The organism is Pseudomonas arsenicoxydans (assembly GCF_006438915.1).
GTDB lineage: Bacteria > Pseudomonadota > Gammaproteobacteria > Pseudomonadales > Pseudomonadaceae > Aquipseudomonas > Aquipseudomonas arsenicoxydans_A.
Map to the genome: position 1 here is coordinate 1 of NZ_RCZE01000026.1, position 22,829 is coordinate 22,829.

Below are 22,829 nucleotides of genomic sequence, written 5' to 3' on the forward strand. Positions count from 1 at the left end.
TGATCAAGCGTCAGTTCAGTTATGTGAAAACTCGCTTCCGTGGCCTAGCCAAGAACACGGCGCAGTTGGTGACGCTGTTTGCATTGTCGAATCTATGGATGGCCCGCCGACATTTATTGAGCAATGCCGGAGAGGTGTGCCTGTAATGTGGGGAATAGCCGCCGCGAGGTGCTCGCAGCGGGTAAAAAGACAGGAATGAGTCAGTGATCTGAGCGTTTGGGATCGACTCGCCACTTTCAAAATCGGTGGTGGCCGAAGACAGCCAGAAACACATGGCTACTTCAGACCATCCCTAGGGCAGCGCGTCGGCTACATTCGAGTCAGTACGGTGGAGCAAAATACTTAACGTCAGCTGGAGCATGTCCAGGTTGATCGTATATTCATCGACAGACGTCGGGCAAGGTTATCCAGCGGCTGCAACTTGCCGAATTGCTCGCATTTGTCCGCGAAGTCGTCATCGTCATCGTCATCGTCATCGTCATCGTGCACAGCATGGACCGATTGGCGCGCAATCTTGACGACTTGCGCGGTATTGTCCAGGAACTGGTTAAACGCGGTATTCGCATCGAGTTCGTTAAGGAAGCGTGGACTTGTATTGGCGACGACTCACCGATAGCTACGCTGATGCTTTTGGTAATGGGCGCCTTCGCGGGCTTGAACGAACTTTTATCCGTGAGTGGCAGCGCGAGGTCTATCTGGGCCGGAAAAGAGCGCTATCCCCAAAGCCGATTTTTGAATTGCGTCAGCGGGTAGCTTCCGGCGAAACAAAGGTGCAGATTGCACGTGATTTCGGCATTGGCCGCAAGACGTTGTATAGCTACGTGGCGAAGACTGACAGCGATGCCGTTCACGTAGCATAAGCAAATTCCAGCAGATTCGCGGTTGCAACTGGGCAGCAACTGGATTGTTTTCCGCGCAAAAACCCAAGCGCGCCAGGCAGGTACACGCCATTGCCGAGCTATATGGTGTGTCGTCTACCCGGTCCACCGTAAACCCAAACGCGATACATCGTGCCGACCACGATAAACCACGAATCCTTCCACAAGCCGAATTAGTGCGCTATCGCGATCGGGTCGCAGCTTTGAAACTTCGCACCACCGACAAGAGCAAGCGCCATTTGTCCACAGCCAGCGCGATCAAAGCTGCTGGAGGACTTCGGTGTTGAGACGAAGCAAGGCTTAATAAATGCCCCCGATGGGCTATTGACCAAACCGACTGTCAATCGTTATCTGGATCGCTAGCACTTGGACCATTCGCATTTGACACAGGAGCCCGTTGCTGTGTGTTTTCAGGGGGAACACGCCCACAATTGTTGGTAGTTCGATATCTCTTCGCTCGACCTCAAACGCATCGACAAGCCAAACTGGATCGATCCTTATAAGGGAAGCCTACACTGGTGATTTTCCGCGCGCTTGATGACCGCAATGGTATCGCTTACAAGCAGGACCACTACATCAGGTCCGCGTTGAGCGCTTCCTGAGCCTGCATCTGAAACAGGCGCTAAACTAAGAAAAGAGCCGCATGGTAGATCCTTGAGAATGCGACTATCTGGGTTATGGGATGAGCTGGCAGCAACAGCCGAAGATGAGAGTGGTGAGTATGAAACTGTATCGCTTCCGCGACCGACTCAGGAAACTGTTGCGTCGAGCGGATAGATCCCGTGCTGCTTGGCTGGGCTGGCTACTTTAAGCTAAGTGAGAGCAAACGCCCACTTGAGGGACTGAACGGCTGGATGCGTCACAAATTTCGCTGTGGTATCTGGCGTCAATGAAACCAGCCTCTACGAGGGCGCACAACTTGATATTCTGGGGCTCGGTGAAGCGTGGGGTGGCAATCTGCAGTCAATGGCTCGAGGCACATGGTGGACCTCGGGAGCGAAACATATGAATCAGGTGCTACCGAAGAAACTGTGGAATCGACTTGGACTGGCCTCGAAACTGGATACGTTAAAACGGCTTAGCCGCATAACCTGAACCGCCGCATACGGAGCAGTAAGTACAGCATGCGAAAGACGGCGACTGTAAAGCGCCTCCTACTCGATTCGCGGTAGAGATGGCGGTTAGCTGCCCTCCGTGCATATCCGTGCGTGCGGAACTACCGAATTCGACGCCTGCCTCGGGTATGTAGCGCGAAGCGATCTCCAGGGTTTCACGTTGATCATTGATGAGATCGACCATGAATGGATGCTGATGAGTCTAGGACTCCAAAATCCTGTTCGGCCATCGAAGACTCATGCCTGCGAAAGCCCTTGAAGCTCGCTTCCCCCCTCAATTGTGCATCGATCAATAGCGCTCTGCCGAACTCACATCCACTTTGACTCAAGCGATCTTTTCATCGACATATTCGATGGCAGGTTTGCCTGAGATAAATTGCGATATAACTCGACTGCTCCAGCCACCACGGCGATTTCCTTTTTAGTGGCGCCCAATACGTCAAGTGCCACGTACAGAAGTGAGTCGCATCTGGCGCGTGAAATGTTGATAGGAGCGCCATCAACTGTAATTGACAGGTATTCACACAGCTGGTCATGCATAACATAAGCTTGCCCAAGCTTGCCCCACGGGGAAACGAGGCTTAGGGCAATCCTAGGGATAGTTCCACCATCAGTCAGAACCCCGGCCGGCACGAAAACCCACTGCCGTTTACTGAGTATTAACCGAAAAGGCTGAAGCACCCGCCAGTGATCTCGACCGAGCAACCTGCTGCCTTCTGCGTCATAGCGAGTGTCCAATGGAGCATCGAAATATGGATACGTGCGGCTCATAGTCGGCTTTTCCTCTTGAAGCGGTGATATGTGAGAACCGGATACGGAGTCGCCGCTCACCTAGCGTTTTAACTTTTATCAGCCCATTAACCACGGATAGGTAAATTGGTCGGGTAATGTCGTGCGGCCGACTTCTTTCTAAGCCTGAATTCAACACATGAGTGCAACGCTAACCCCTGCATACACTTCGTACTGCGCCTCACAGCCCAAGCACTTGCTCAGACGTAAATTGGTCTGCGCGACCACCAGGTTTACGGCGGCACAGTCAGCTTACTGAAGTCCCTACCGCGGGGAATTACTGCAGGAGCAAACCGTTGGTATTTTCATTCGTGCCTCGTTGGCGGCATGAATACGGATCGGCAAAATTACTACTGGCAACGGCTCTCCGTCAGAGTGCGTGGACCACATGCCCTTTGAACTGTCAATTGATCGCCCGGGTGACTTGACGGCGAGTGAGGCGCTTGACCAGGTAAGCGCTCAGATATACTGTTTTTTACGCTCAACCAGGATGACCATTGCCGCCCCACCCCMTTCACCGTGTCGCCCCCCCCCCCCCCGCCGGCCTTGGACGGGGATTTCTACCCCCCATGGTGCTGGCAATGAAATGCATATCTTGCGCAAGACCACCCTCTAGTAACTGAAAATCAAAAGCGAGTTGTTGAAATATTTTGACAACAATCCACCCCCGAGCTGGTGAAACCATCGCATCATGAACTCGCTACTTCGGATTAGCAGACACTGCGTTCAAATTCATCCAACGCTGCAGTGAGCTCTGCTTGCAATTTGTCGGCGGAGTGTCGCACGTCCGCCCATGGCGCGATGACGTTCGCAAAGTCAGTAGCAAAGGTCGAGAGCCTCAATGCATCATTGATCCCCGCGAACTGTTCCATCGATGCATTGAGATTACTGAGTATCGTTTGCCACATCGTGTTCAGGATATTCAGCGACGCTTCGGCGCCGAGCATTCGGATGGCCAGATCAGCAAAGTTTGCCTTTGTACTATCCAAAGCGCGCTGCAAGTTCTCCTGATTGGTAACTAAATGGTTTAGAGCGTTTACCTCCGCCTGAAGTTTATTCCGCTCTTTTCTTGTGGTTTCTGCTTTCGGGCCGTAGATGGAAGCCGAAATCCACCACAAGATAGGCAATCCCGCTGAAAATGACATCTTTACATAATAGTCATAATCAATAGCCAACTGAGTAATTTGATTCGTTTTTGTAGCAATCAAAGCTTTATTATCAGCAATAGATTTTATGCGATCATTTCGCTCCAGTATTTGATACTTTAAATCTACATCAGACTGAAGTCCAATGGATTGATTGCCATCCGATAACTCTCCACCAGCCAACTCGACCTTGAAATCTGTAATACGATCTTTGACCTGCTGAGTGAACCAATGGGCCATGGCAATATCGTATGCCATTAATTGAATAATATCCCCGATGGCAAATGCGCTTCTGTCATCATCGGTCGTATATTTCATCCCTTCAAGTTCAGTATCGCTAAAATCCTCCAAGGTGTCTGATATTCGCGCCATGAGAGGCATTTTTTTGATCGCAGAGATAATCTGGTTGCCATTATCAATGACTTTAGAAGCGGTAAGCTTCAAACTGGTATTTTGTTGAATCACATTGTCTTGCATTATTTCCCAGCTTAAAGCGTGTAATTTGATTTTTTGAAATAGTATTAAAATATCCTCGGGCTCCAGGCCGGCGATACCACAAGTCCGGTATTTGAGGAACTCCACAACCTCAAGAAGCCCGCTCGGCAGAAACAAAGCATTCCTGACATATGTCTTTATTTTAATGAGATCTTCCTTTGTTAACACACCAGGACTGCGCGCGACTTCAGTGTAGGAAGACGAAATCATGCGTAGCACCTTCTGAGGAAGGTTGTGGCTGTTGGTTGTATCGTTGGGTTCCAACATTCTAGAGGGTATGTACATCGTAGGCCTCGATAGCCAGAAAGAAATTTTTAAATCGGAGATCCCCGGAACGACGTTGATACGCGCATAAAAGCCTGCAAATGAAAATTTGTAAAAGTTTCATAAGAATTACGAGTATCAAGACTGTACAGATCAACGTACCCCTCCGGGGAAGACACTCACGGCGCCGCGATCCAACGAAAAGTTAACCGGTGAATAAGTACCTCACCGATGATTTGACGGGATCAGTTGTTGGCAATGCAGCCTAATCTAGCGCACGATCCAGTCAAGTAAGCAGGACATTATGATAGTCAGAACTAAACACCTCCAGATGAACTTTGTAGCGATTGAGCAAAGCAGCAACATCATCCTTGGTAAAATCGCTGTTTTTTAGTATGCCAAGACTCATAGTAGACTGCTTCCAGATGCTCGCCACGAGATCGATTTCCTTAAGCGCCACCATGCGCAGCTGATTGACTTCCCCAACGGCGAGAACATCACCCAAGGTGTCCTCGGCAAGCTTGCGTTCACTGTTAAGGCCGGCGATGGCTTGAGTAAGTTTGTCGATTTCCTTGTCCAGATTGTTCCGTGCTGTCGCCAGTTCAGAATATTTGATGGCGGTAGAGAGAACGCCTAGGAGCTTTTTGACCAGTTGAATAGCTTGTTTGATCGCCTCCTTTTTCGGATTAGTCAAATTCAGTCCGTCCAGTGCGGCGCTATCAGGCAGATACGTTTGAAAGATATCGGCTAGATTTGTTTCACGAATAACATCTTGTGCCATGATTAGCGTATCACGCTGCTGTACGTAACTTTCCTTGGTTTTGCTGACCTCTGTCAATTGATTTGAGATACGCGCCATGCGTTCTTTTGCCCGCTGGAGCGTAGGGTTGATTCGGTCACCAATCTCTAGCTTGTAGATGTCTAGAGCTTGTTTGCCGACACTCTCCGATTGACTGATGAATTTTGCTGACACCTTGTCCAGCATAGTAACGACCGATGCCTTGAAGTACGCGATTTCGGTATTGAACAATGCTCGATCATCGGCAGAGAGTTCAGGATTGTCCAGTTCAGTTTTTAACTCATCAATGACAGAAAAATATTTCTGACCGTACGAATTTTGAATCGATGTCAGCAACATCGGAAAAGACTCCCGAAGGGTCGCATCCACAACCTTCAAATACAACGAAACTCGTCGAACTGTATCCTGTAAGTAATCGTCAGGCAGAGGAATGGAAAAGTTTGTCAGTTTCGCAATATCTCGTGTAGTACGAACAATGTTTCTTGCATCAACAGCAGGAATTTGTCCGACATTGATTGGCGTGACTTGATTCATTTTAAGCATCCTATTATGTGCGAAACGTTAGTTGTAGTTTTTTTTGTATTCTTCAAGCGCTTCGTTAAAGATAATAACCAAGTCGCCTGCATTATCTTTCACCACGGCCCACGGATCAATAACCTCTTGAAATGCGAGGCTGAAGCGCAGGAGTGACATTGCATCATTGATGTCGAGAAATTCTTCAGCAGATGCGTCAATGTTCTGCAGAATAGTTGCCCAAGATTTTTTCAGGAGATTCACCGCCTGTTCCGCATCGAGCATGCGATTGTGAACATTTGAAAAAGACTTCTGGTTAGCTTCTAGGGCGGTTTGTAGATTTTCTTTGTTCAGAACGTGCGCCTCAAGAGCGGCAAGTTCCATTACAACTGCCTCCCGCTCACGCCGTGCATTTTCGGCCTTTGAACCAAAAATCCCCCCTGTGATGGCAAGACCGATTAGCCCCCCCGCGATCCCTGTGGCGGTCAATTCACAGAAGTGTTTATAGTCCTTATCCAGCTGAATGATTCGTTCCTTTTTTTCAGTAATGGCAACTTTATCATCGGCGATGGATTTGACGAATTCGTTTCGCACCATCAAATCATACATGCCGCTCAGTTGGCCCTGTAAACCTGTTAGGAGGGGGCCGTCAGCCAACTGTCCGCCTGCCAGTTCGACCTCGAACCTCTTAAGCATATTAGCAAGCTCTTGTGTCTTGCTTTGCTGCTTTAGAACATCAGTCCTCATCGACTTGATGATGTACCCTACTTCAGTTGAGATGAGCCCGTCGTCAGTTGTGTATTTAATTCCCGCGATTTCTTCTTCGCTCCAAACCCCCAATTTTTTTCGCCCACTAACAGCGGCATCCATTTCATCGATAATTTCAACGATGGCACCACCAGTGCTGAGAATTTTTCTGGCTGCAATCCCTAAATCGATGCTTTGCTTTAGCATTTGATCTTCGATCGCTGTCCAGCTGATGGCATGGGCTTTGATGTTATTGAAGAGAACTTTAACATCGCTCGGCTCAAGTCCAGCAACACCGATACTTTTGTAGTTCAAAAAGCTTTCAACTTCAGGCAGTACGCTAGGGAGCGCCAGCCCTTGTTTTACATATAGCTTGATCGAAATAATATCGTTTTTGGTTAAAATACCCCCGCTGCGAGCTTGCTCAACACCTTTTCCCGCAAGCACATCCACTGCGTCCTTGACGAATTTACTATCAGTTGCTGATGTTTGTTGAGGAGCAGCCATATTCTTCATCTCGATGTATGATATATACACAATAGGTCCGAAGGAATTTCGAACCTCGCCTGTTGCCTATTAACTCTAGGGCAACCGCATCGAAATATCATCACCGGGGCCGATTTCGGACTTAGGCCTAGGTTGGGAGTAGGGATTGCGGAGGGCGTGGCGCCTTTGTATCCAGCAAGTAACGGATTTTCTATCATCGGCCATACTCATCATCTATTGGCCGAACGGTTAATTTATTCTTATAATCCTCAGCTTGCCTTTAGAGCTGAGATAACGATGTCGTAAACTGTTTAAATCCACTTGAACGTTTAGACTAAAGGCTCGAAAACACTTGATGTGTATGGGCGAACTGCGCCAGAAAAAAGCCAATGCATGCCGAGACACCGCTGCACGCTATGCGTTAATCCCCGAAACTTGCGAGAAATACGTGAACACTTGATCTTTTGTTACTCTCCCTTGGCAAACTTGCTCGGAGATCGCTTACGCAACTATATATCGTTTAGAAAGTTCGATCGATTTTAGCCACATGCAGCACACGATATATGGATGAAAGTAAAGACCAAAACACAGTAATACACCAATGCATACTACTTTAAGACTTCGAATGTCCGAGCTCAGACAGTCAATAAACAGGCGCTCGCTCGATGTATGATCTTATGCATCCTGAATTCATAGAATAACTGCAACGCCTTGAGAGCAGATTTATCGTGGCGCAGCCGGTTAGCTTCGTCGACACGAACCCGATCAATCACCTCTCGGTCATATTTTGGCCACCTCATGGAAGAGATCGTAGATCAGTCGCGCTTTCGGGCAGCGTTGACGAATCTCCAGATCAAAAACGGTATTCATGTCCATCGCCACCGCTTCGATTCGAGCGCTCCCCTCAGACCCCAGCTTTTCGAAAAACGTCCGAACCGCCGCCCGGCAACGGCCTTCGCCAATCCACAGAATCCGCTGTGTATCGGCGTCCAGCACAACGCTGGCGTAACGATGACCTTTGAACAAGCGAATTCCCATCATCAGGCGATGTGGTTGCGCCGTCGGCAACGTGCTCAGCGCCGCTTGCAAGGCTCGACGATCCAACAACCGAACGGTATTCCAATGCAGTCCAAACATCTGAGCCATGTGCAGGGTGGGAAGGCGCTCGCAGGCTTGAATGACCGCGTCGGCCAGGCGGCGCGTCATGCGGGCATAGCGATCCAGCCACCTGACGGCCTCCATGCGCTTGCCGCAATCGCGGCAGCCATCCGCCTGAGCATAAGGCTGAGGCGCACCGCGCGACCGAAAATGGGCAGATCGCGAACGGTCCGCTCGCAATATTCACGCGCGGTTGAACAAGGTCTTTGGCAGCTACCACAGGAAGGAAATCGTTTGGCGTGGGGAGCCAGATCAATCTGTAGGGCGACACCGTAAGGCTTGATCGTGACGACAGTAAAGCCCTCCCAAAAAGGAAGAAAAGCATTAATACCGCGCTTAAGAATGCCGGTTAGTTAGATGTGTTTGCTCGCACAAACATCATCAGTCAAATCGGCTTTCTTGTTTCTGTGTTTCTAGGGATTCCGTGAAGGATCTTTTTTAGTTTTAGTACGCTTTTCAGTGCCGCCAATAATCGCCGCACCGAACACTACCACGACCCGCGCAAGTGCAGTGTTGTAGTGGTCTAATGAAAATGGACACCCATTTAGGCGAGAATACTCGCCAGATAGTGGTGTCTGATGACCAAACAACGTCGTTCCTTTTCCGCTGAATTCAAACGCGAGGCCGCAGGCCTCGTGCTCGATCCCATATCGAAGCCAGCCGCTCGCTTGGGGTGGTCGAGTCCGCGTTGCGTCGCTGGGTTAATCAACTCCAGCAGGAGCGCGACGGCGTTACTCCGCAGAGTAAAGCGCTGACGCCTGAGCAACAGAAAATTCAGGAACTGGAAGCTCGAATCGCTCGCCTTGAGCGGGAGAAATCCATTTTAAAAAAGGCTACCGCGCTCTTGATGTCGGAAGAGCACGAGCGCACGCGCTGATTGATCAACTGAGCGCCCAAGAGCCGGTCGATTGGCTTTGTGCAGTCTTTGATGTCACTCGCTCGTGTTACTACGCCCACCGCCTCAGGCGCCGAACTCCAGACGTTGAGCGACTTCGGTTGCGTAGTCGGGTCAACGAACTGTTTACGCAAAGTCGAAGCGCTGCCGGTAGCCGCAGTATCGTGTCGATGATGCAGGAAGACGGCGAGCAAATCGGGCGGTTCAAAGTGCGTGGCACTGATGCGGCAACTGGTGTTAGTCAGCAAACAACCTGGATCACATGCCAAACAAGCGACGGTTGAGCGCCCTGACATTCCGAACATCTTGAATCGAGAGTTTGATGTGCCGGCGCCGAATCAGGTTTGGTGTGGCGACATCACCTACATCTGGGCTCAAAGGAAATGGCATTACCTGGCTGTCGTTCTGGATCTCTACGCACGCCGGATTGTGGGCTGGGCGCTGTCAAACAAGCCGGATGCGGATCTGGTCATCAAGGCGTGGGACATGGCTTACGAGCAGCGTGGCAGGCCTCAAGGGCTGCTGTTTCACTCGGATCAGGGTCAATATGGCAGTCGCCAGTTTCGCCAACGGCTCTGGCGTTACCGCATGTGCCAAAGCATGAGCCGTCGTGGAAACTGTTGGGATAATGCGCCGATGGAGCGTGTGTTTCGCAGTTTGAAAACTGAATGGATACCGACCGTGGGCTACATGACAGCTCAAGAAGCGCACCGCGACATCAGTCATTACCTGATGCATCGGTACAACTGAATCAGACCGCACCAATTCAACAACGGACTGGCCCCAGCTCAGGCCGAGAAAAAACTTAACGTCGTGTCCGGGATTAGTTGACCACTACAGTGTCTTACCTTGCCATGCTTTCATAGTGCAGCCGAATTTTGTGAAGCTCGGATATTCTTCAAGACGAAAAGAGCCAATAGTGGTAAGCATTTCCCTTCATCGGAACGGGCTACAGCTGGCTTTTAAGCTGTACAGCATACCTCTTATAAACAAGCCCGGCCGACTGGGCTGGGTGTTTTGCATCTGACTGGCAGCATACAGCACCCGGCGGCTCCGGCCTTCCTTATGCTGGAAGTCGTTCAGCTTGAGGTGGCTTAGGCTGGCACTCCCTTTTCCCGACTGAAGATCCATTTTTGCGCCTCTGAACCCAACTCCAGAAGGCGTGTAATGGATGGATAAATGCCGCAAGCACGCAAAGTAGCATGATGATGTCGAGTGAAATCAACGGGATACTTTCATGTGAGAACATGGTGGTGTACTCCTGTATTCACTATGTAGGAGTCTCCAGACTAGCATCTACGACGGTTCATGTATGAATGTTTTTAAAGGTCTGTTCAACTTTGGCCTGAAATGCGCAATGTCGGCTAATGGGAACCACCGATTTTGATGTCCTCTCTGCATGAGGTTAAAAAAACACTTACCCGGTCGAAAACCAGACCTTATTCTGCTTTTAACTCATGAGTTCCCCTCTAATCACGCGTCTTCAGGGCGATTGGTATTACAGACGCTCCCCCCGCACTCTACAACCACTTTCACACGATCCACATATTCGACAACGCGAACAATGTCGTCTGCTGAGTGATGTTTTTCGCCAAGCCCTGAAAGCGCTCTTTCGCATATGAGTGAAATTGGAGGTGTCCCCGACTCGACCAGCAGCGCGCTAGCAATGATAGGACCGATGTCGGGGTTACAAGAGCTCCCAGGCAAGCGAGTCTGAAGCGCCACAATACTCGACGGCTATGGTGCAAGGCTTCAGCCATGCGGCAAACTCAAGCAAGCGGTTGCAATTGAATTTCTTGCGCAATACTTCCTTGCCTTTGGCGTCGAGCCCTGTGAGATGAGAGGTGTTTTTCCAGTATCTAGGCCGAGCAAGTCCAAGATGTCCATGAGAGGTCTCCGCAAGTAAGTGAGAACCTCTGTAGGTTTATATTTAGCGGGGTTATACCGTGCCGGGCTGACCATCTCATTAGGTGGATCGTCCGTAAACCGCGCTGAATCAAGGGATTTTGCAGTGCATTGCAATACTACATTGCTACAAAAACAGATCGCATGTAGGAATCCCCTCCAACATACCGGCGCGGCTTGGGAACCGGCGCGAGTCGACCGAAGGCAGCCAGAACGCCGTGCCGCCAGCCCGTTCCGCCCTCTTCGCCCTCTTCGCCCTCTTCGCCCTAAAGGTCAGCCTCCTGCGAGAATGCGGCAAGAAATCAATCAGCGAAGTTTTATAAGCCTGACGATGAACATGGATGCGGCCGGCGTGACACTGGTGAATAACCGGGGTTTCTTTCGCCGCCCTAGCCCGCGCCGCCTCCCGATTTGAAGTAAATCCCTACACGCAGTTCAGCAATCCCCTGACTCGCCCAACCGCATGGACAATGAAAATAGCCCTATCAAAGTCGAGCGAGCAGACCAGCGCCCGGCAAGCCTGTCACCAATGTCCAAACGGAGTACCAGATCCAATGCGCCCACTACACGTAATCAGTGCCACTCTCTTGTGCTTCACGGCTTCTCTGGCACTCGCCGAATCCCCAGAACAGGCGATTCGCAGCTCCTTGAAAGCCATTCAGCCCGACCTCGAGATTCAAACCTTTGTCGCCAGCCCTCTGCCAGGCATCCACGAGGCACATCTTTCCGGCGGACGCGTGCTTTATTTCAGCGACGATGGGCGCCACATGCTGCAAGGTTATTTATTCGATTTTAAAGATGGCAAGGCAGTCAACCTGACCGAGCAAATCAAGAACCGCGCGGTAGCCAAAGAATTGAATGCCGTACCAGTCAGCGACATGGTGGTGTTTTCACCTGAAAAACCGAAAACCCATATCACCGTGTTTACCGACCCGGACTGCGGTTTTTGCCAGAAGCTCCATGAAGAAGTTCCTGCATTGAACAAGGCTGGCATTGAAGTACGTTACATGGCGTTTCCGCGCCAAGGGGCTGGCTCTGCCGCTTACAACACTCTAGTCAGCGTCTGGTGCGCCGATGACCGTCGAAGCGCTATGAATAAAGCGAAGTCACGGGAGGCATTGGCCCCCGCCAACTGCGAGAACCCGGTGGACGAGCAACTCGCACTGGGGGAAGTGTTCGGCATTCAAGGCACTCCCGCAATTGTCCTTGCCGATGGCACAATGATTTCCGGGTACCGACCGGCAGCAGAACTGGCAAAAATTGCCCTGTCGGTGAAATAGGTCCCCTCGACAGCTCAGCGAACACAGCCTAAGCCGGCCATCACATCCATAAACACTGATTCCGAAAGTGGCTTGCTCAGGCACGCTCGCAAGGGCAACCTCCGCTGCTGGGCTTCTCTCAGTAACTGCCGAAGTTCAGCTGGGGCATCGATGCCGCTAATCAACAAGGCATGTTCAACCCCGCCGAGCTGGTGGATTTTTGCTATCAGATCTAACCCGAAGTCCCCATCCAGATGCTGGTCACACAGCAACACATCGAAGCGCCGCCCTTCCTTAATCATCGACAGTGCTTCTGCACTGTCGAGCGCTGGCGTCATCCGATAGAACCCCAGGCGATTCAGGTACATCTGTAAGCCGATCAGCTGAAAAGGATGATCCTCTACCAGTAAAAAATTAAGGTCGCGCAGTGAATCTGCTTTGCAAAACAATGACTTTTCCTTTTATTTGGCCTGAAACTGGTTGTAATCCCTGAGCCAGTGGATGAAGGCATCTCCCGAGAGCGGCCTGGAAAACAGATACCCCTGACCCACCGCGCAACCAAGATCCTGCAACAACGCCAACTGTTCGGGCGTTTCAATACCCTCCGCAACGAGGGAAATATCGAGCTTGTGCGCAAGGTGCAACAAGCTATCCACCGCTGCGAGGGTTCTTGGGTTATGGGGCATGCTGTGAATAAAACTTGCATCGAGTTTCAGCTCGGTGCACGGCATTTCGCACACCCGCTGCAGCGAAGAAAATCCGGCCCCGAAATCATCAATGGAAATACCGCAGCCCAACAAACGCAGGCGCACCAGGTTTTCGATGCTTGAGATGGGCGCAATCATCAACCCACCTTCAGTAATTTCCAGGATTAAACTTGCGGCGGGTACCCCTTCTGAATCGAGCGCCCTTTGCACGCTGGAAATAAGGTTGGGTAGCGCCAGTTGGCTTGCCTCAAGATTGATGGAAAGAACAACTTCACCTATCAACCGCTGTTTACGCAGAAACCCCAATGCCTGCTGCGTTATCAACTGCGTCATGGCATCAAGCCCCCCCTCCCTGACCACCACGTCCAAAAAAAATCCAGGCGCCAGCAATCCATGCATTGGATGCTGCCACCGCACAAGGACTTCCGCCCCGATCACCTCCAGCGTTTGAAGATTGATCTTGGGTTGGTAAAACGGCACGAACTCGCCCTCCTGCAACGCGCGTTTCACATCAGTGGCGAGAATGGGTTGAACGAGTTGCGTACACGACTTGGCGGGCATGGCCGGACGGTATCGAGCCAGCAGCAACTTCAAGTCCTCTCTAGAAAAGGGCTTATCCAAATCGCCCAGTACCTGATACCCCGACAACCGGGCGAGTTGTTGAATGGCGAGACGCAAATCCACGTCAATGCCGCTGGATATGATCAATGCCGCAATGCGCCCAACCTCATATGCCTCCCGCAAAAAACTCAAGCCATCGACGCCTTCCATCTGAATGTCACAAATGAGCACATCAAAATGGCGCTCCGCTTTGAGCAAAATAAACGCCTGCTCACCATTTTCTGCCGTAAAAAGATGGTTGTACCCCAGGCCCCGAAGGGTCAAGGCGAGCATATGCCGAGCCAAGGCGTGATCTTCAAGAATCAAGATCTTCATATCGTTCATCACTAGGTCACCGCATGTGTGAGCTGCGTTGATTAAACTGTAGCAACGAAACGATAGCCCCCTCGTTACGAGCCCTCGACCAGTCCGCATCGGCGAGCGACCATGATCAGCTCAACCAAATTGCCGGCATTGAGCTTCTCCAACACACGGGTTTTGTAGGTACTGACAGTCTTGTCACTCAACCCCATGCTGAGCGCGATGGCTTTGTTAGTGGATCCTTTAATCAACTCATAAAAAACATTCATTTCCCGTTGCGATAATAATTTCAGCAAAGCAACCTCGTCGCCAAGAAGCGGTTGCTCTGCCGTCCAGGATGGGAAGAAGTTATAGCCTGATTGAGTGGCACGCAGCCCTCTCACTAGCTCACCGATTTCTTCGGTCTTCCGGACATAAGCCTGCGCTCCAGCTTGTATGCAACGCATGACAAGGTGATAAGAATCTTGCGCGGTAAACACTAGAATGCTGACCGGTACGTTCAACGCCTTTACACGCTGGATGACACCAAACCCGTCCAGTTGCGGGATCCCCAAATCCAGAATGACAAAATTTGGCTGGAGCTTTTTGATGCCGCTGACCGCATCGAGCCCGTTATCTGCTTCACCCACTACCTCAAACCCTTCTTGAATCAACAACATTCGAAGCGATAGGCGAATCACTGGATGATCGTCAACGATCAAAACCTTGTTCATATAAACCTGCTATAGCGCTAAATAAAAAAGATCACTCCAAAGCCACGCATCCCCCAACCCAAGGCTGGTCTCAATGATTAACCACTGACAGCAACGAGATGTTTGACGGAAAAAATGATCTGAAATCAAATGTCTCACTTCATTCATGATTGAGAACACTTGCACAATGTCGGTCATATTCAACGAGGAAAAACAATCAACCAGCCGGCCAATACGCCATCCTGCGTAGGGGATTCCTTAATATTCATATGCGCAAAAAACAGAGCCTTCTGGTTTTCCGTACTTGCCCCATTTCGCTCCGCCCCTCTATTTTTTCCCACCACCGTTCAGACCCCGAATTCTTGCATGGCACCGAACAGTTCGAATGATTGAAAAACTCAGGCTGACGTCGACATCCATTCAACAACTGCCAACTGCAATTGAAGAACAGCATCGCGTACATCTATCGCCCGACAGCGCGCGCTGTCATCGTCCAGTGCTTTTGCCAGTCCTTCTTCATAGGCTCGGGTCGCTTCAATCAACTGCTTGGCACCGACCATCCGAGCGGCACCTTTGAGGCGATGCACAACCTGCCCCATATCCCGCCACTTCCCGGTGTCCAGTAACTGCTCAAGCCGATTCAGATCTGCCACATTGGAGGTGTGCAACTCGTTGAGCAGGACATGGATCATCTGATGGTTACCTTCAGTGAGCGACTCAATAAGGTCCAGGTCGAAGAATTGCGAAAGTTCGACAATCGGCGCATTTGCCGCCACTGGCTCAGGCACAGGCACAGGCGAACTCACTTGGTGCTGCTCAAATTGCCCAAGACAGGTACGCAACATTGCCAGACTCACCGGTTTGAACAGGCAGTCGTCCATGCCGGCCGCGAGACACCGCTGACGCTCTTCGACTTGTGCGTTGGCGGTGAAGCCGATAACCACACATCGTTCTCGCCCGGCTTCGCGCTCTTGTGCCCGAATCCACTGCGTCAGCTCGTACCCATTCATCACTGGCATGTTGCAATCAGTAATCACGACATCGAAGGATTCGACCTGCAGACAATCACACGCTTGCTGGCCATCTTCTGACTCGTGCACGGAGTGCCCAAGAAACTGCAACTGCTGACTCAGCAACAGCCGGTTAGGCAAATGGTCATCGACCAGCAAGACTCTGAGTGCCAGGCTTTGCAACGTTTCCTGCGAGTGTTGTTGAGGCTGGGCTATTTCTGGCTCCAACGAGGGCACTTGCAATTCGACCTTAATCCGTGTGCCACGGCCTGCGGCACTGTCCAGCATCAAGCTGCCGCCCATCATTTCGACCAATTGCTGACAGATCGCTAGTCCCAGCCCTGTTCCACCTCTCTGACTCGACTGACCGAGCACTTGACTGAAAGGTTCGAACAGGCTCTTTTGATCCACCGGGGAGATGCCGATGCCAGTGTCCTCAATGAGAAACACCAAACACAAATTGTCGCCCGCCTCCCAAGTTCGCAACGACAATTTCACGCCACCACGATCCGTAAACTTGATGGCGTTGCCCACAAAATTGGACAGCACTTGTTTCAAACGACCGCCATCGACCATCACATCCTTGGCCGAATCGAGTTGCACGTTGGCTTCAAGGAAAAGCCCCTTTTGACGTGCCAGTCCATGGAAAACCCGTTCAACCGACTCAAGAATTTCTTGCGGGCTGCTTCGCTGAGGTTCGAGAGTGAGCTTACCGGATTCAATTTTTGCCAGATCGAGAATGTCTCCAATCAACAACATCAAAGAACCGGAAGATGAATACGCTACTTCAATGGCTGAACGATCCCACGCCTCACCTCGATCGACCCGCTCCATGGTCAGTTCCAACAACCCAATAATGGCGTTCAATGGCGTTCGTATCTCATGACTCATCACCGCCAGAAAGCGGCTCTTCGCTTCGCTGGCAAGAACCGCTTGGTCGCGAACTTCTTGCAATTGCCTCATCAATCGCTCGGTCGCTGATACATCAATCCAGCCCATCAGCACCCCCACAATACGCCCATCATTGCCGTGATGGGGCACAGCCCACTGAGTGAATGTGAAGGTTTCACCATTAACCATCAGCTCGATTTGTCGCACATCGAGCGATTCGTTACGCTGCAACAGGGCTTCGTATGCTTGCTCCTGAGCTTCGTCCTGGGCCGAGTCCAAGCCGCCAATTTCGCTCCAGGTCCTCCCGACCACCTCGTTGGCCTGTAAATCAAAAGTTCTGTAAAAGGCCTGATTGCAAAACAGAAAACTGCCGTGCAAATCACGTACAACGATTGACTCTGGAATTCCATCAAGCAATGCGCTGCGGAAGGCCTGGCGCGCCTCCTCCGCACGAGATCGAAGTCGATTGTAATAAGCAAAACCCTGCCAAATGACCAGCAAACCTATCAGCCCAGCACCCGCCAGGAAGAACCAACGTATCCTCCGCTCATAGCTTCCCCATACACTGGTTTTGGCGGGCAAGCTGTTTTGCCATCGTTCAACGAGATTACCCACAACCCGGGGTTCCAAATGGTTCACCGCAGCCTGCATTACGTCGAACAACATTGGGTTATTTTTTACTACCCCAAACGAGAGATTGGCCTGTATCTGGGCCAACGAAGTCACAATCCGTAAGTCTTTAGGAAAGTACTGATTGATCATATAACGGGAAATTGGCAGGACCAGAATTGCCGCCTCAGCCTTACTATCGGCGACGGCCACAAGCGTATCGATATAATCCGCCGTCAAAACAGGGATTACCGCCGGGTAACGCTCATGCATGTAGCTCACGGGAGGAGAGCCCTCCACCATCGCCACTTTTTGATCATGCAGGTCAGCGAGGCGTCGAATGCTAGTGTTCCGGCGTGTCACCAGCGCAAAACTGCTGCTGGCGAAAGAATCGGTGAATTGCAGAATTTCTTTTCGTTCGGGCGTCGGTAACAACATGACTGTCATTTCCGCGGCGCCAATCCGCAACCCCTGCAAGATGTCCTTGGCGGAGGGGTATTCGATCATTTTAAAGCGCAAACCAGTGCTTTGACTTATCTCCGTCAACAGATCTGCCATCAATCCGCGAAATTCACCATCATCATCAAAAAAACCATAAGGGGGACCACCCCCACTCACAGCCACTCTGACTTCAGGTCGTCCGGCCAGCCACTGAAGCTGTTCAGGGCTAAATACCGAGACATTCGCAGAATCAAAACGCGAATTGACACCCCAGTGCCCAAGTATCTCTGCCTGAGCCAGGCGTGGAATACCTTCCAACACTCGATCGAACATGGAACGCAATCGATAGTCATTGGCGCGAAAGACAAAGCTATAGCCCTGCTCCTTTGGCCCGATAAAAGGTCGCATGCGCAGGCTGGGTAGCTCGCCCAGCGATAAGTGATAGGCAACGGTGACGGCATCACAGATCAACCAACGGTCGTTTTGATACTCAACCGCATGCAGGGCTTCGCGAACAGTGGAATAAATGTCCATTTGTACATTGGGAAAGCGCATCCGCAACTCATCGAGCGAGACATAACCGTCTACGACTGCCAAGCGCCCTTCCTTTAATGCGCTACCCTCGCCCAGATCCCCTCCACGTCCCACCAGCACCGGCTGGTTTTCGGTATAGGGAGTCGACAATTGCATACCAGGCAATTGCGCTTCATAAGAGGAACCGCGTCCCAATACATCGACCTCACCGGCCGTCAATGCTGCCAACGCAGTAGTCCAGTCAGGATAGACCCGCACCTCAACTTTAAGCCCAAGGCTACTGCCAATGATGGCTATGTAGTCCGCGGTGATCCCACGAAGAGATTCCCCACGCACCAATTCAAGTGGCTGGTAGCCTAAGGCTGTCGTACCTAAGCGAACGACCCGACGACTATCCAGCCATTGACGCTCGGTCGGCTCGATGTTCACCTCAATTCGTGGCAGCGCAGGATCACTTTCAAGTCGTACCGACTCCAGTGCGGACACGGGTCTACCCCATAGAAAACAGCACACCAGCAATAATTGCACCAGCCAGTAACTGGCACGCAGACCGCGGGAGAATCTTTCACGAGTCAGCATCTCAACTCCCTGGACAACATTCATGCAGCGAACGTGTACCGACATGGAGCCCATCAGCTCAAACATACCCGTCGACCGAAATCGATCAACGCTCCATGGCTCTTCAGCCCAAGCTTAGCTTGCAAGCTGCGGATGACGACATTTGTCCGTGAACGAGTGATTTGCAGGGTAGACGCTGCATTGGAAACATCGCCGCCTCGCACCAGACAGCGCAGCACGACCAGTTCCGCATCGGACAAACGACTTAAAGCGTCACCGGGTATGCGACCCGAAGAGGGGAACATCGTTTGCCCATGCCGGATTTGCGTAATAAATTCGGGCAACAGGGTGATTCCGGCGGCCTTGTTCAAAAAACCTTTCGCACCCAAGCGCATACAACGAAAACCGTAGATCTCAGGATCAAGCATGCTGACCACCAGCACCGCTAGCCAGGGAAACTGGCATTGCAGTTTGCGCAAGGTGGCCAAGCCTTCCAGCCGCGACATATCCAGGTCCAATAAAAGCAGACTTGGGGAATGCCGAACCACCTGCCTGATTGCTTCATCCCCCGTGGTCACTTTCCCGACCACGATATGCCCCGCCCGTACCAGCACCAAGCTGAGCACTTGGGTGGTCAAGGCATCATCGTCAACGATAAGTACTCTTTCCGATTCGTCCAACACAACAGTCTCAACCATCTACATACGCTCCTGCATATTGTTATCTCCTTATGACTGCACTGAGGCACCCGATTGACGGATAGTGCTTCTGAAAGCAGCGATTTAACCGCTATAGGTAATCCTTTTCTAGCTGCCTCTCGCACTAAACTTTCGGAGTGTGCTCGCGCTGTGAGGCCTTGCGCGCCTGCGCACAATGACCCCGTTCTTCCGGCTCGCGCACCTTAAAAATTGGCGCGTGGGCGTCCACGGTTGGTACCTCGAACCCCTCATGGTCAAACCCACGGACACTTGCCAGCCGATAGCGTTGAATCCGCCCCTCCACGGGTACGCGAAAGTCCTGCGCCTGCCCCGGCTCAATGGCATCAAAACTGTGGAGAACGCTTTTCAGTGGGCGGCATTGAACATCCAGCAGCGTAACCACGACATAGCCATGGCGAATCAGGGCATCACCACTGTTCGTCACCGAGCCCCGTACAAATGATTCGTCATTGATTGAGCCGCTCGTATGGAAATTCAAATACACCTCGCCGGCTGCCCAGCCATTGAGTGAAAAGCCCAAAGCGGCAACAAAACTGCCCCACCTGGTACAGCCATTCGTATGCGACATTGCAATCACCGTTTTTACATCCTGTGGACTATCGAACACCCGCCAGAACATTCCTTCACGCCAGGCCTAGTACAGGTTGAAAATTCATCCAACCCAGCAGGCCGAAACCTGCCACGACGACACCCGCATATTCATAAATACTATTCATCACCAGTTACTTCTCTAAACCCTGGATCATATTGATCCTACTCAGTACACGATTATCTAAAAAGCCAAAGTCAGGCTATGCCAGCAAACACCCAAAGTAATGTAGGAAATTCCGCCCGACCTACTGACCTGCAATCATCCAATTCTCACAGACACCTAAAACCTTCAGGTTTTCCTTACATATAATCTCGAACAATCACGTAACCCTGTCTTCACCCATGCAACGACATGGAGTTCTAGCGAAAAAGGAAATCTCATGCCAAGCCAAGAGAACGAACCGGCACACACCACTCAAATGGAGAGCAAGCCAATGCTGGTACTGACCCGCAACCTAGCCGAAGCCATAAAAATTGGCGACAACATCACCATTCGAGTATTACGCGTCACCAACAACACAGTCCAACTGGGTATCTCCGCGCCTGGCGAGGTAGAGGTCCACCGATCAGAGCTCTATCAGAAAATCCAACAGCAAAAAAAGCAAAACACTTAGACGATTTTCAGCATTAGTTGCCGAAGGTTATACATTGCCTTCGGCATTACTCCCTCTGCACCACCGCTTCCCTGGCCTTCGCACAATACTCGCGATCGGCGGGCTCACGCCCCTTGAGAAGTTCAGCATTATCATCGACCGCCATCACTTCAAAACCTTCGGCATCGAAGCCCTTTACACTGGCCAATCGATAACGCTTCAACGCACCATTGATTGGGACCCGAAAACCTAATTTTTCTCCAGCGGGAATGTTTGCAAAATGCTCCAGCACACTTTTCAAAGGGTGGCATTGAGCATCAAGCAAGGTTACGACTACGTAGCCGTGTGCCACTGGGGCGTCACCACTATTGATCAGTGTGCCACCCACAAAGGATTGCCCACCCGAAGAGCCCCCCATGTGGAAGTTCAGGTGCAACTCCGGCGCCGCTGAACTGCTCATGGAATAACCGAATGCCAGAGCAACACCCGCCAGACAGGAAAGACTTTTCTTACGCATTACTTACCTCCTGATATTTGAATTACGAGTACTCGCAATATCTCATCATCGAGACGACACGAGCTAAACAGTGACTACATAGTCCCACCCCAAGCAACGCCAGAACGCCAGCGTTTACCTCTATTCAAGTAAGGAATTCCTTCACACCCCCATCAAACAATCGTCGGGGGTGACCATAGGCAGATCGGCGCGCATAAAAAAGCCGATGATCACACTCATGTGATCATCGGCTCGGTTGTGTAGCCTTGTAGAAGTATTACTTGTCGGCAACAACCTGGATCTTGCGCTTCTGATCGCCTTTGACCGGGGTGTAGGTTGGGCCGGTAGCGAGGTCAACGAAGTTGCCGCTGCCGATCGAGTCTTCGATTTGCCACTGGTAGTTAACCGTACCGCAAGTGGCTACACAGGAAGCTGTAGCTGTCAAAGGTGCGCCCACTTGCGGGAAGCCCCCAACAAAACCAGAGATAGCCACGCTCACTAGCTTATCGTCAGTTTCCGGCTCAAAGCGACCATCGTCATCTGGGTCAGCAGTACCACCCGCAGCTCTTACAGCAAGACCTTCATAGGGATCGGTAATACTCGAATCAGTCTGCGGCTTAGCGAACAAGGTAATTGGTTTGCCTGCATCCCCGGAAGCAATTGTATAGGTAGCAGCAGTACTGACTTCTACCCCATCAACCAACCAGCTATAGGTTGAAGCAACCGGAGTGTCTCCATCCTCATCACTGATAGCACCGTCGACCACTCGCAAGACGTCGCCAGTGTTCAAAAGATTGTTGGTGTCGATATCATCATAGTTGACGGTCGGCGGTGCCATGACGGGCGCACGACCGATGACGGTGCTGGTCTCGCTCGAAGTGACCGCAGCAAAAGCTGAGGCGCTGACGGCGAAACCGAGGGCCAGGCCCAGCAGTTGACGGGAGGTTTTCAATTTAAAGCCATTCATAGTGTTTCTCTTCAACATTGATTACGCCCTACTGGGCATTGGAGTGTGTAATTGATGCAGTTATTACAAATCGATTGGGCCGTGAGCCTGTACTCTGTATAGCGATATGCCTGAGTAGTAAGGCAATGCTCGCTCAACAGAATGTGACGCTATTTTGTCAATTTGAATGGGTATGAGATGCGAGGAAAACCCGGGGTACGCGTAGGGATATCCCTCAATGCAAAAATGAGTAAATTTTGTATGGCGGAGTATTTGTTGATTTCCGCAAATGAGCACGCACCTCTCGCTTAAAACACAGACGAATAAAATGCAAAAAACAATGCCCCGACCACATGGAGTGATTCGGGGCTATGTTAATCCTGAGTAGCTGCTTGAACAGCGCTTGAATTCACGAGTCCAGACCCGAAAACCCCTTAAATAAATCCACCCCTGATTTATTGTTCGGGGACAATTCTATTCGAAGCAACCGCCTGACAACCTCTAACAAGCAGAAGGAAAACTCAGTTTTGTTAATTAGATATTTAAAACCTAACAAACCAAACAAAACAAAACAAAATTATGCCAACTAAATTTTATGCATTCAAACTATCTAATCACATTAAACCCCTCAACCCCAAACTAAAATCAGCAGCACCATTAAATAAATTTTACG

At 51.0% G+C, this 22,829-nt stretch carries 14 protein-coding genes and 7 pseudogenes; 6 read left to right on the forward strand and 15 right to left on the reverse strand.

The genetic code is table 11. The features are described 5' to 3' along the window. The 3 pseudogenes from EAH78_RS31490 to EAH78_RS33510 all read left to right on the forward strand — a co-directional run. A pseudogene (locus tag EAH78_RS31490) lies at positions 1-146 on the forward strand (IS5/IS1182 family transposase); the annotation flags it as partial. Between the two features lie 95 nt (positions 147-241). Continuing rightward, positions 242-860: pseudogene (locus EAH78_RS31495) on the forward strand (recombinase family protein). 577 nt (positions 861-1,437) lie between these two features. Further along, positions 1,438-1,973, forward strand: a pseudogene (locus EAH78_RS33510) (group II intron maturase-specific domain-containing protein); the annotation flags it as partial. A 329-nt stretch (positions 1,974-2,302) separates the two neighbouring features. Here the strand turns inward: EAH78_RS33510 and EAH78_RS31505 are convergent. The 6 genes and pseudogenes from EAH78_RS31505 to EAH78_RS33520 all read right to left on the reverse strand — a co-directional run. Then, positions 2,303-2,764: a DUF1353 domain-containing protein gene (locus tag EAH78_RS31505; RefSeq protein ID WP_140672185.1), complete on the reverse strand. Its 462-nt coding sequence runs from the start codon at positions 2,762-2,764 to the stop codon at positions 2,303-2,305. Positions 2,765-2,914: 150 nt separating this feature from the next. Beyond that, positions 2,915-3,321 (reverse strand): annotated as a pseudogene (locus EAH78_RS33515) (IS30 family transposase); the annotation flags it as partial. Between the two features lie 171 nt (positions 3,322-3,492). After that, complete coding sequence (locus EAH78_RS31510) at positions 3,493-4,632, reverse strand: alpha-xenorhabdolysin family binary toxin subunit A (RefSeq protein ID WP_240051957.1); 1,140 nt, start codon at positions 4,630-4,632, stop codon at positions 3,493-3,495. Between the two features lie 340 nt (positions 4,633-4,972). Beyond that, positions 4,973-6,019, reverse strand: a complete 1,047-nt coding sequence (locus tag EAH78_RS31515) for an alpha-xenorhabdolysin family binary toxin subunit B (RefSeq protein ID WP_140672187.1) — start codon at positions 6,017-6,019, stop codon at positions 4,973-4,975. Between the two features lie 27 nt (positions 6,020-6,046). Continuing rightward, positions 6,047-7,252 (reverse strand): alpha-xenorhabdolysin family binary toxin subunit A, encoded by a 1,206-nt coding sequence (locus tag EAH78_RS31520; protein WP_140672189.1) that lies wholly within the window; start codon positions 7,250-7,252, stop codon positions 6,047-6,049. A 680-nt stretch (positions 7,253-7,932) separates the two neighbouring features. Continuing rightward, positions 7,933-8,718, reverse strand: a pseudogene (locus EAH78_RS33520) (transposase); the annotation flags it as partial. Between the two features lie 249 nt (positions 8,719-8,967). On the opposite strand from EAH78_RS33520, the pseudogene EAH78_RS31530 reads away from it, so the two are divergent. Beyond that, positions 8,968-10,115, forward strand: a pseudogene (locus EAH78_RS31530) (IS3 family transposase). Positions 10,116-10,974: 859 nt separating this feature from the next. Here the strand turns inward: EAH78_RS31530 and EAH78_RS31545 are convergent. Next, positions 10,975-11,171: pseudogene (locus EAH78_RS31545) on the reverse strand (IS110 family transposase); the annotation flags it as partial. 572 nt (positions 11,172-11,743) lie between these two features. Here EAH78_RS31545 and EAH78_RS31550 point away from each other — a divergent pair. Then, positions 11,744-12,469 carry a DsbC family protein gene (locus EAH78_RS31550; RefSeq protein WP_140672195.1) on the forward strand — a complete coding sequence of 242 codons (726 nt, stop codon included), beginning with the start codon at positions 11,744-11,746 and terminating at the stop codon, positions 12,467-12,469. Positions 12,470-12,483: 14 nt separating this feature from the next. Here the strand turns inward: EAH78_RS31550 and EAH78_RS31555 are convergent, their stop codons facing one another. From EAH78_RS31555 to EAH78_RS31580, 6 genes are all read right to left on the reverse strand, one after another. Further along, positions 12,484-12,897, reverse strand: coding sequence for a response regulator (locus tag EAH78_RS31555; protein WP_140672198.1), 414 nt, complete (start codon positions 12,895-12,897; stop codon positions 12,484-12,486). A 12-nt stretch (positions 12,898-12,909) separates the two neighbouring features. Further along, a complete protein-coding gene (locus EAH78_RS31560; RefSeq protein ID WP_161599718.1) occupies positions 12,910-14,100 on the reverse strand; it encodes an EAL domain-containing response regulator in 1,191 nt (396 codons plus the stop codon). A gap of 65 nt (positions 14,101-14,165) precedes the next feature. Continuing rightward, positions 14,166-14,789 carry a response regulator transcription factor gene (locus tag EAH78_RS31565; RefSeq protein WP_140672201.1) on the reverse strand — a complete coding sequence of 208 codons (624 nt, stop codon included), beginning with the start codon at positions 14,787-14,789 and terminating at the stop codon, positions 14,166-14,168. 377 nt (positions 14,790-15,166) lie between these two features. Further along, the gene (locus EAH78_RS31570; RefSeq protein WP_161599719.1) at positions 15,167-18,832 is read right to left on the reverse strand and encodes an ATP-binding protein; all 3,666 of its coding nucleotides are present in this window, start codon (positions 18,830-18,832) and stop codon (positions 15,167-15,169) included. A gap of 53 nt (positions 18,833-18,885) precedes the next feature. After that, positions 18,886-19,509, reverse strand: coding sequence for a response regulator transcription factor (locus EAH78_RS31575; protein ID WP_140672205.1), 624 nt, complete (start codon positions 19,507-19,509; stop codon positions 18,886-18,888). Between the two features lie 124 nt (positions 19,510-19,633). Continuing rightward, on the reverse strand, positions 19,634-20,149 hold the full coding sequence (locus EAH78_RS31580) for an FxLYD domain-containing protein (protein WP_140672207.1): 516 nt from the start codon (positions 20,147-20,149) through the stop codon (positions 19,634-19,636). Between the two features lie 352 nt (positions 20,150-20,501). Between EAH78_RS31580 and csrA the strand changes: the two genes are divergently transcribed. Then, entirely contained in the window at positions 20,502-20,735 is a 234-nt protein-coding gene (csrA, locus tag EAH78_RS31585) for a carbon storage regulator CsrA (protein WP_430539956.1), read from the forward strand. 46 nt (positions 20,736-20,781) lie between these two features. Here the strand turns inward: csrA and EAH78_RS31590 are convergent, their stop codons facing one another. Together EAH78_RS31590 and EAH78_RS31595 are read right to left on the reverse strand one after the other, a co-directional pair. Then, positions 20,782-21,231: an FxLYD domain-containing protein gene (locus EAH78_RS31590; protein ID WP_140672209.1), complete on the reverse strand. Its 450-nt coding sequence runs from the start codon at positions 21,229-21,231 to the stop codon at positions 20,782-20,784. A 256-nt stretch (positions 21,232-21,487) separates the two neighbouring features. Further along, a complete protein-coding gene (locus EAH78_RS31595) occupies positions 21,488-22,177 on the reverse strand; it encodes a ZirU family protein (protein WP_140672211.1) in 690 nt (229 codons plus the stop codon). Positions 22,178-22,829 lie beyond the last annotated feature (652 nt).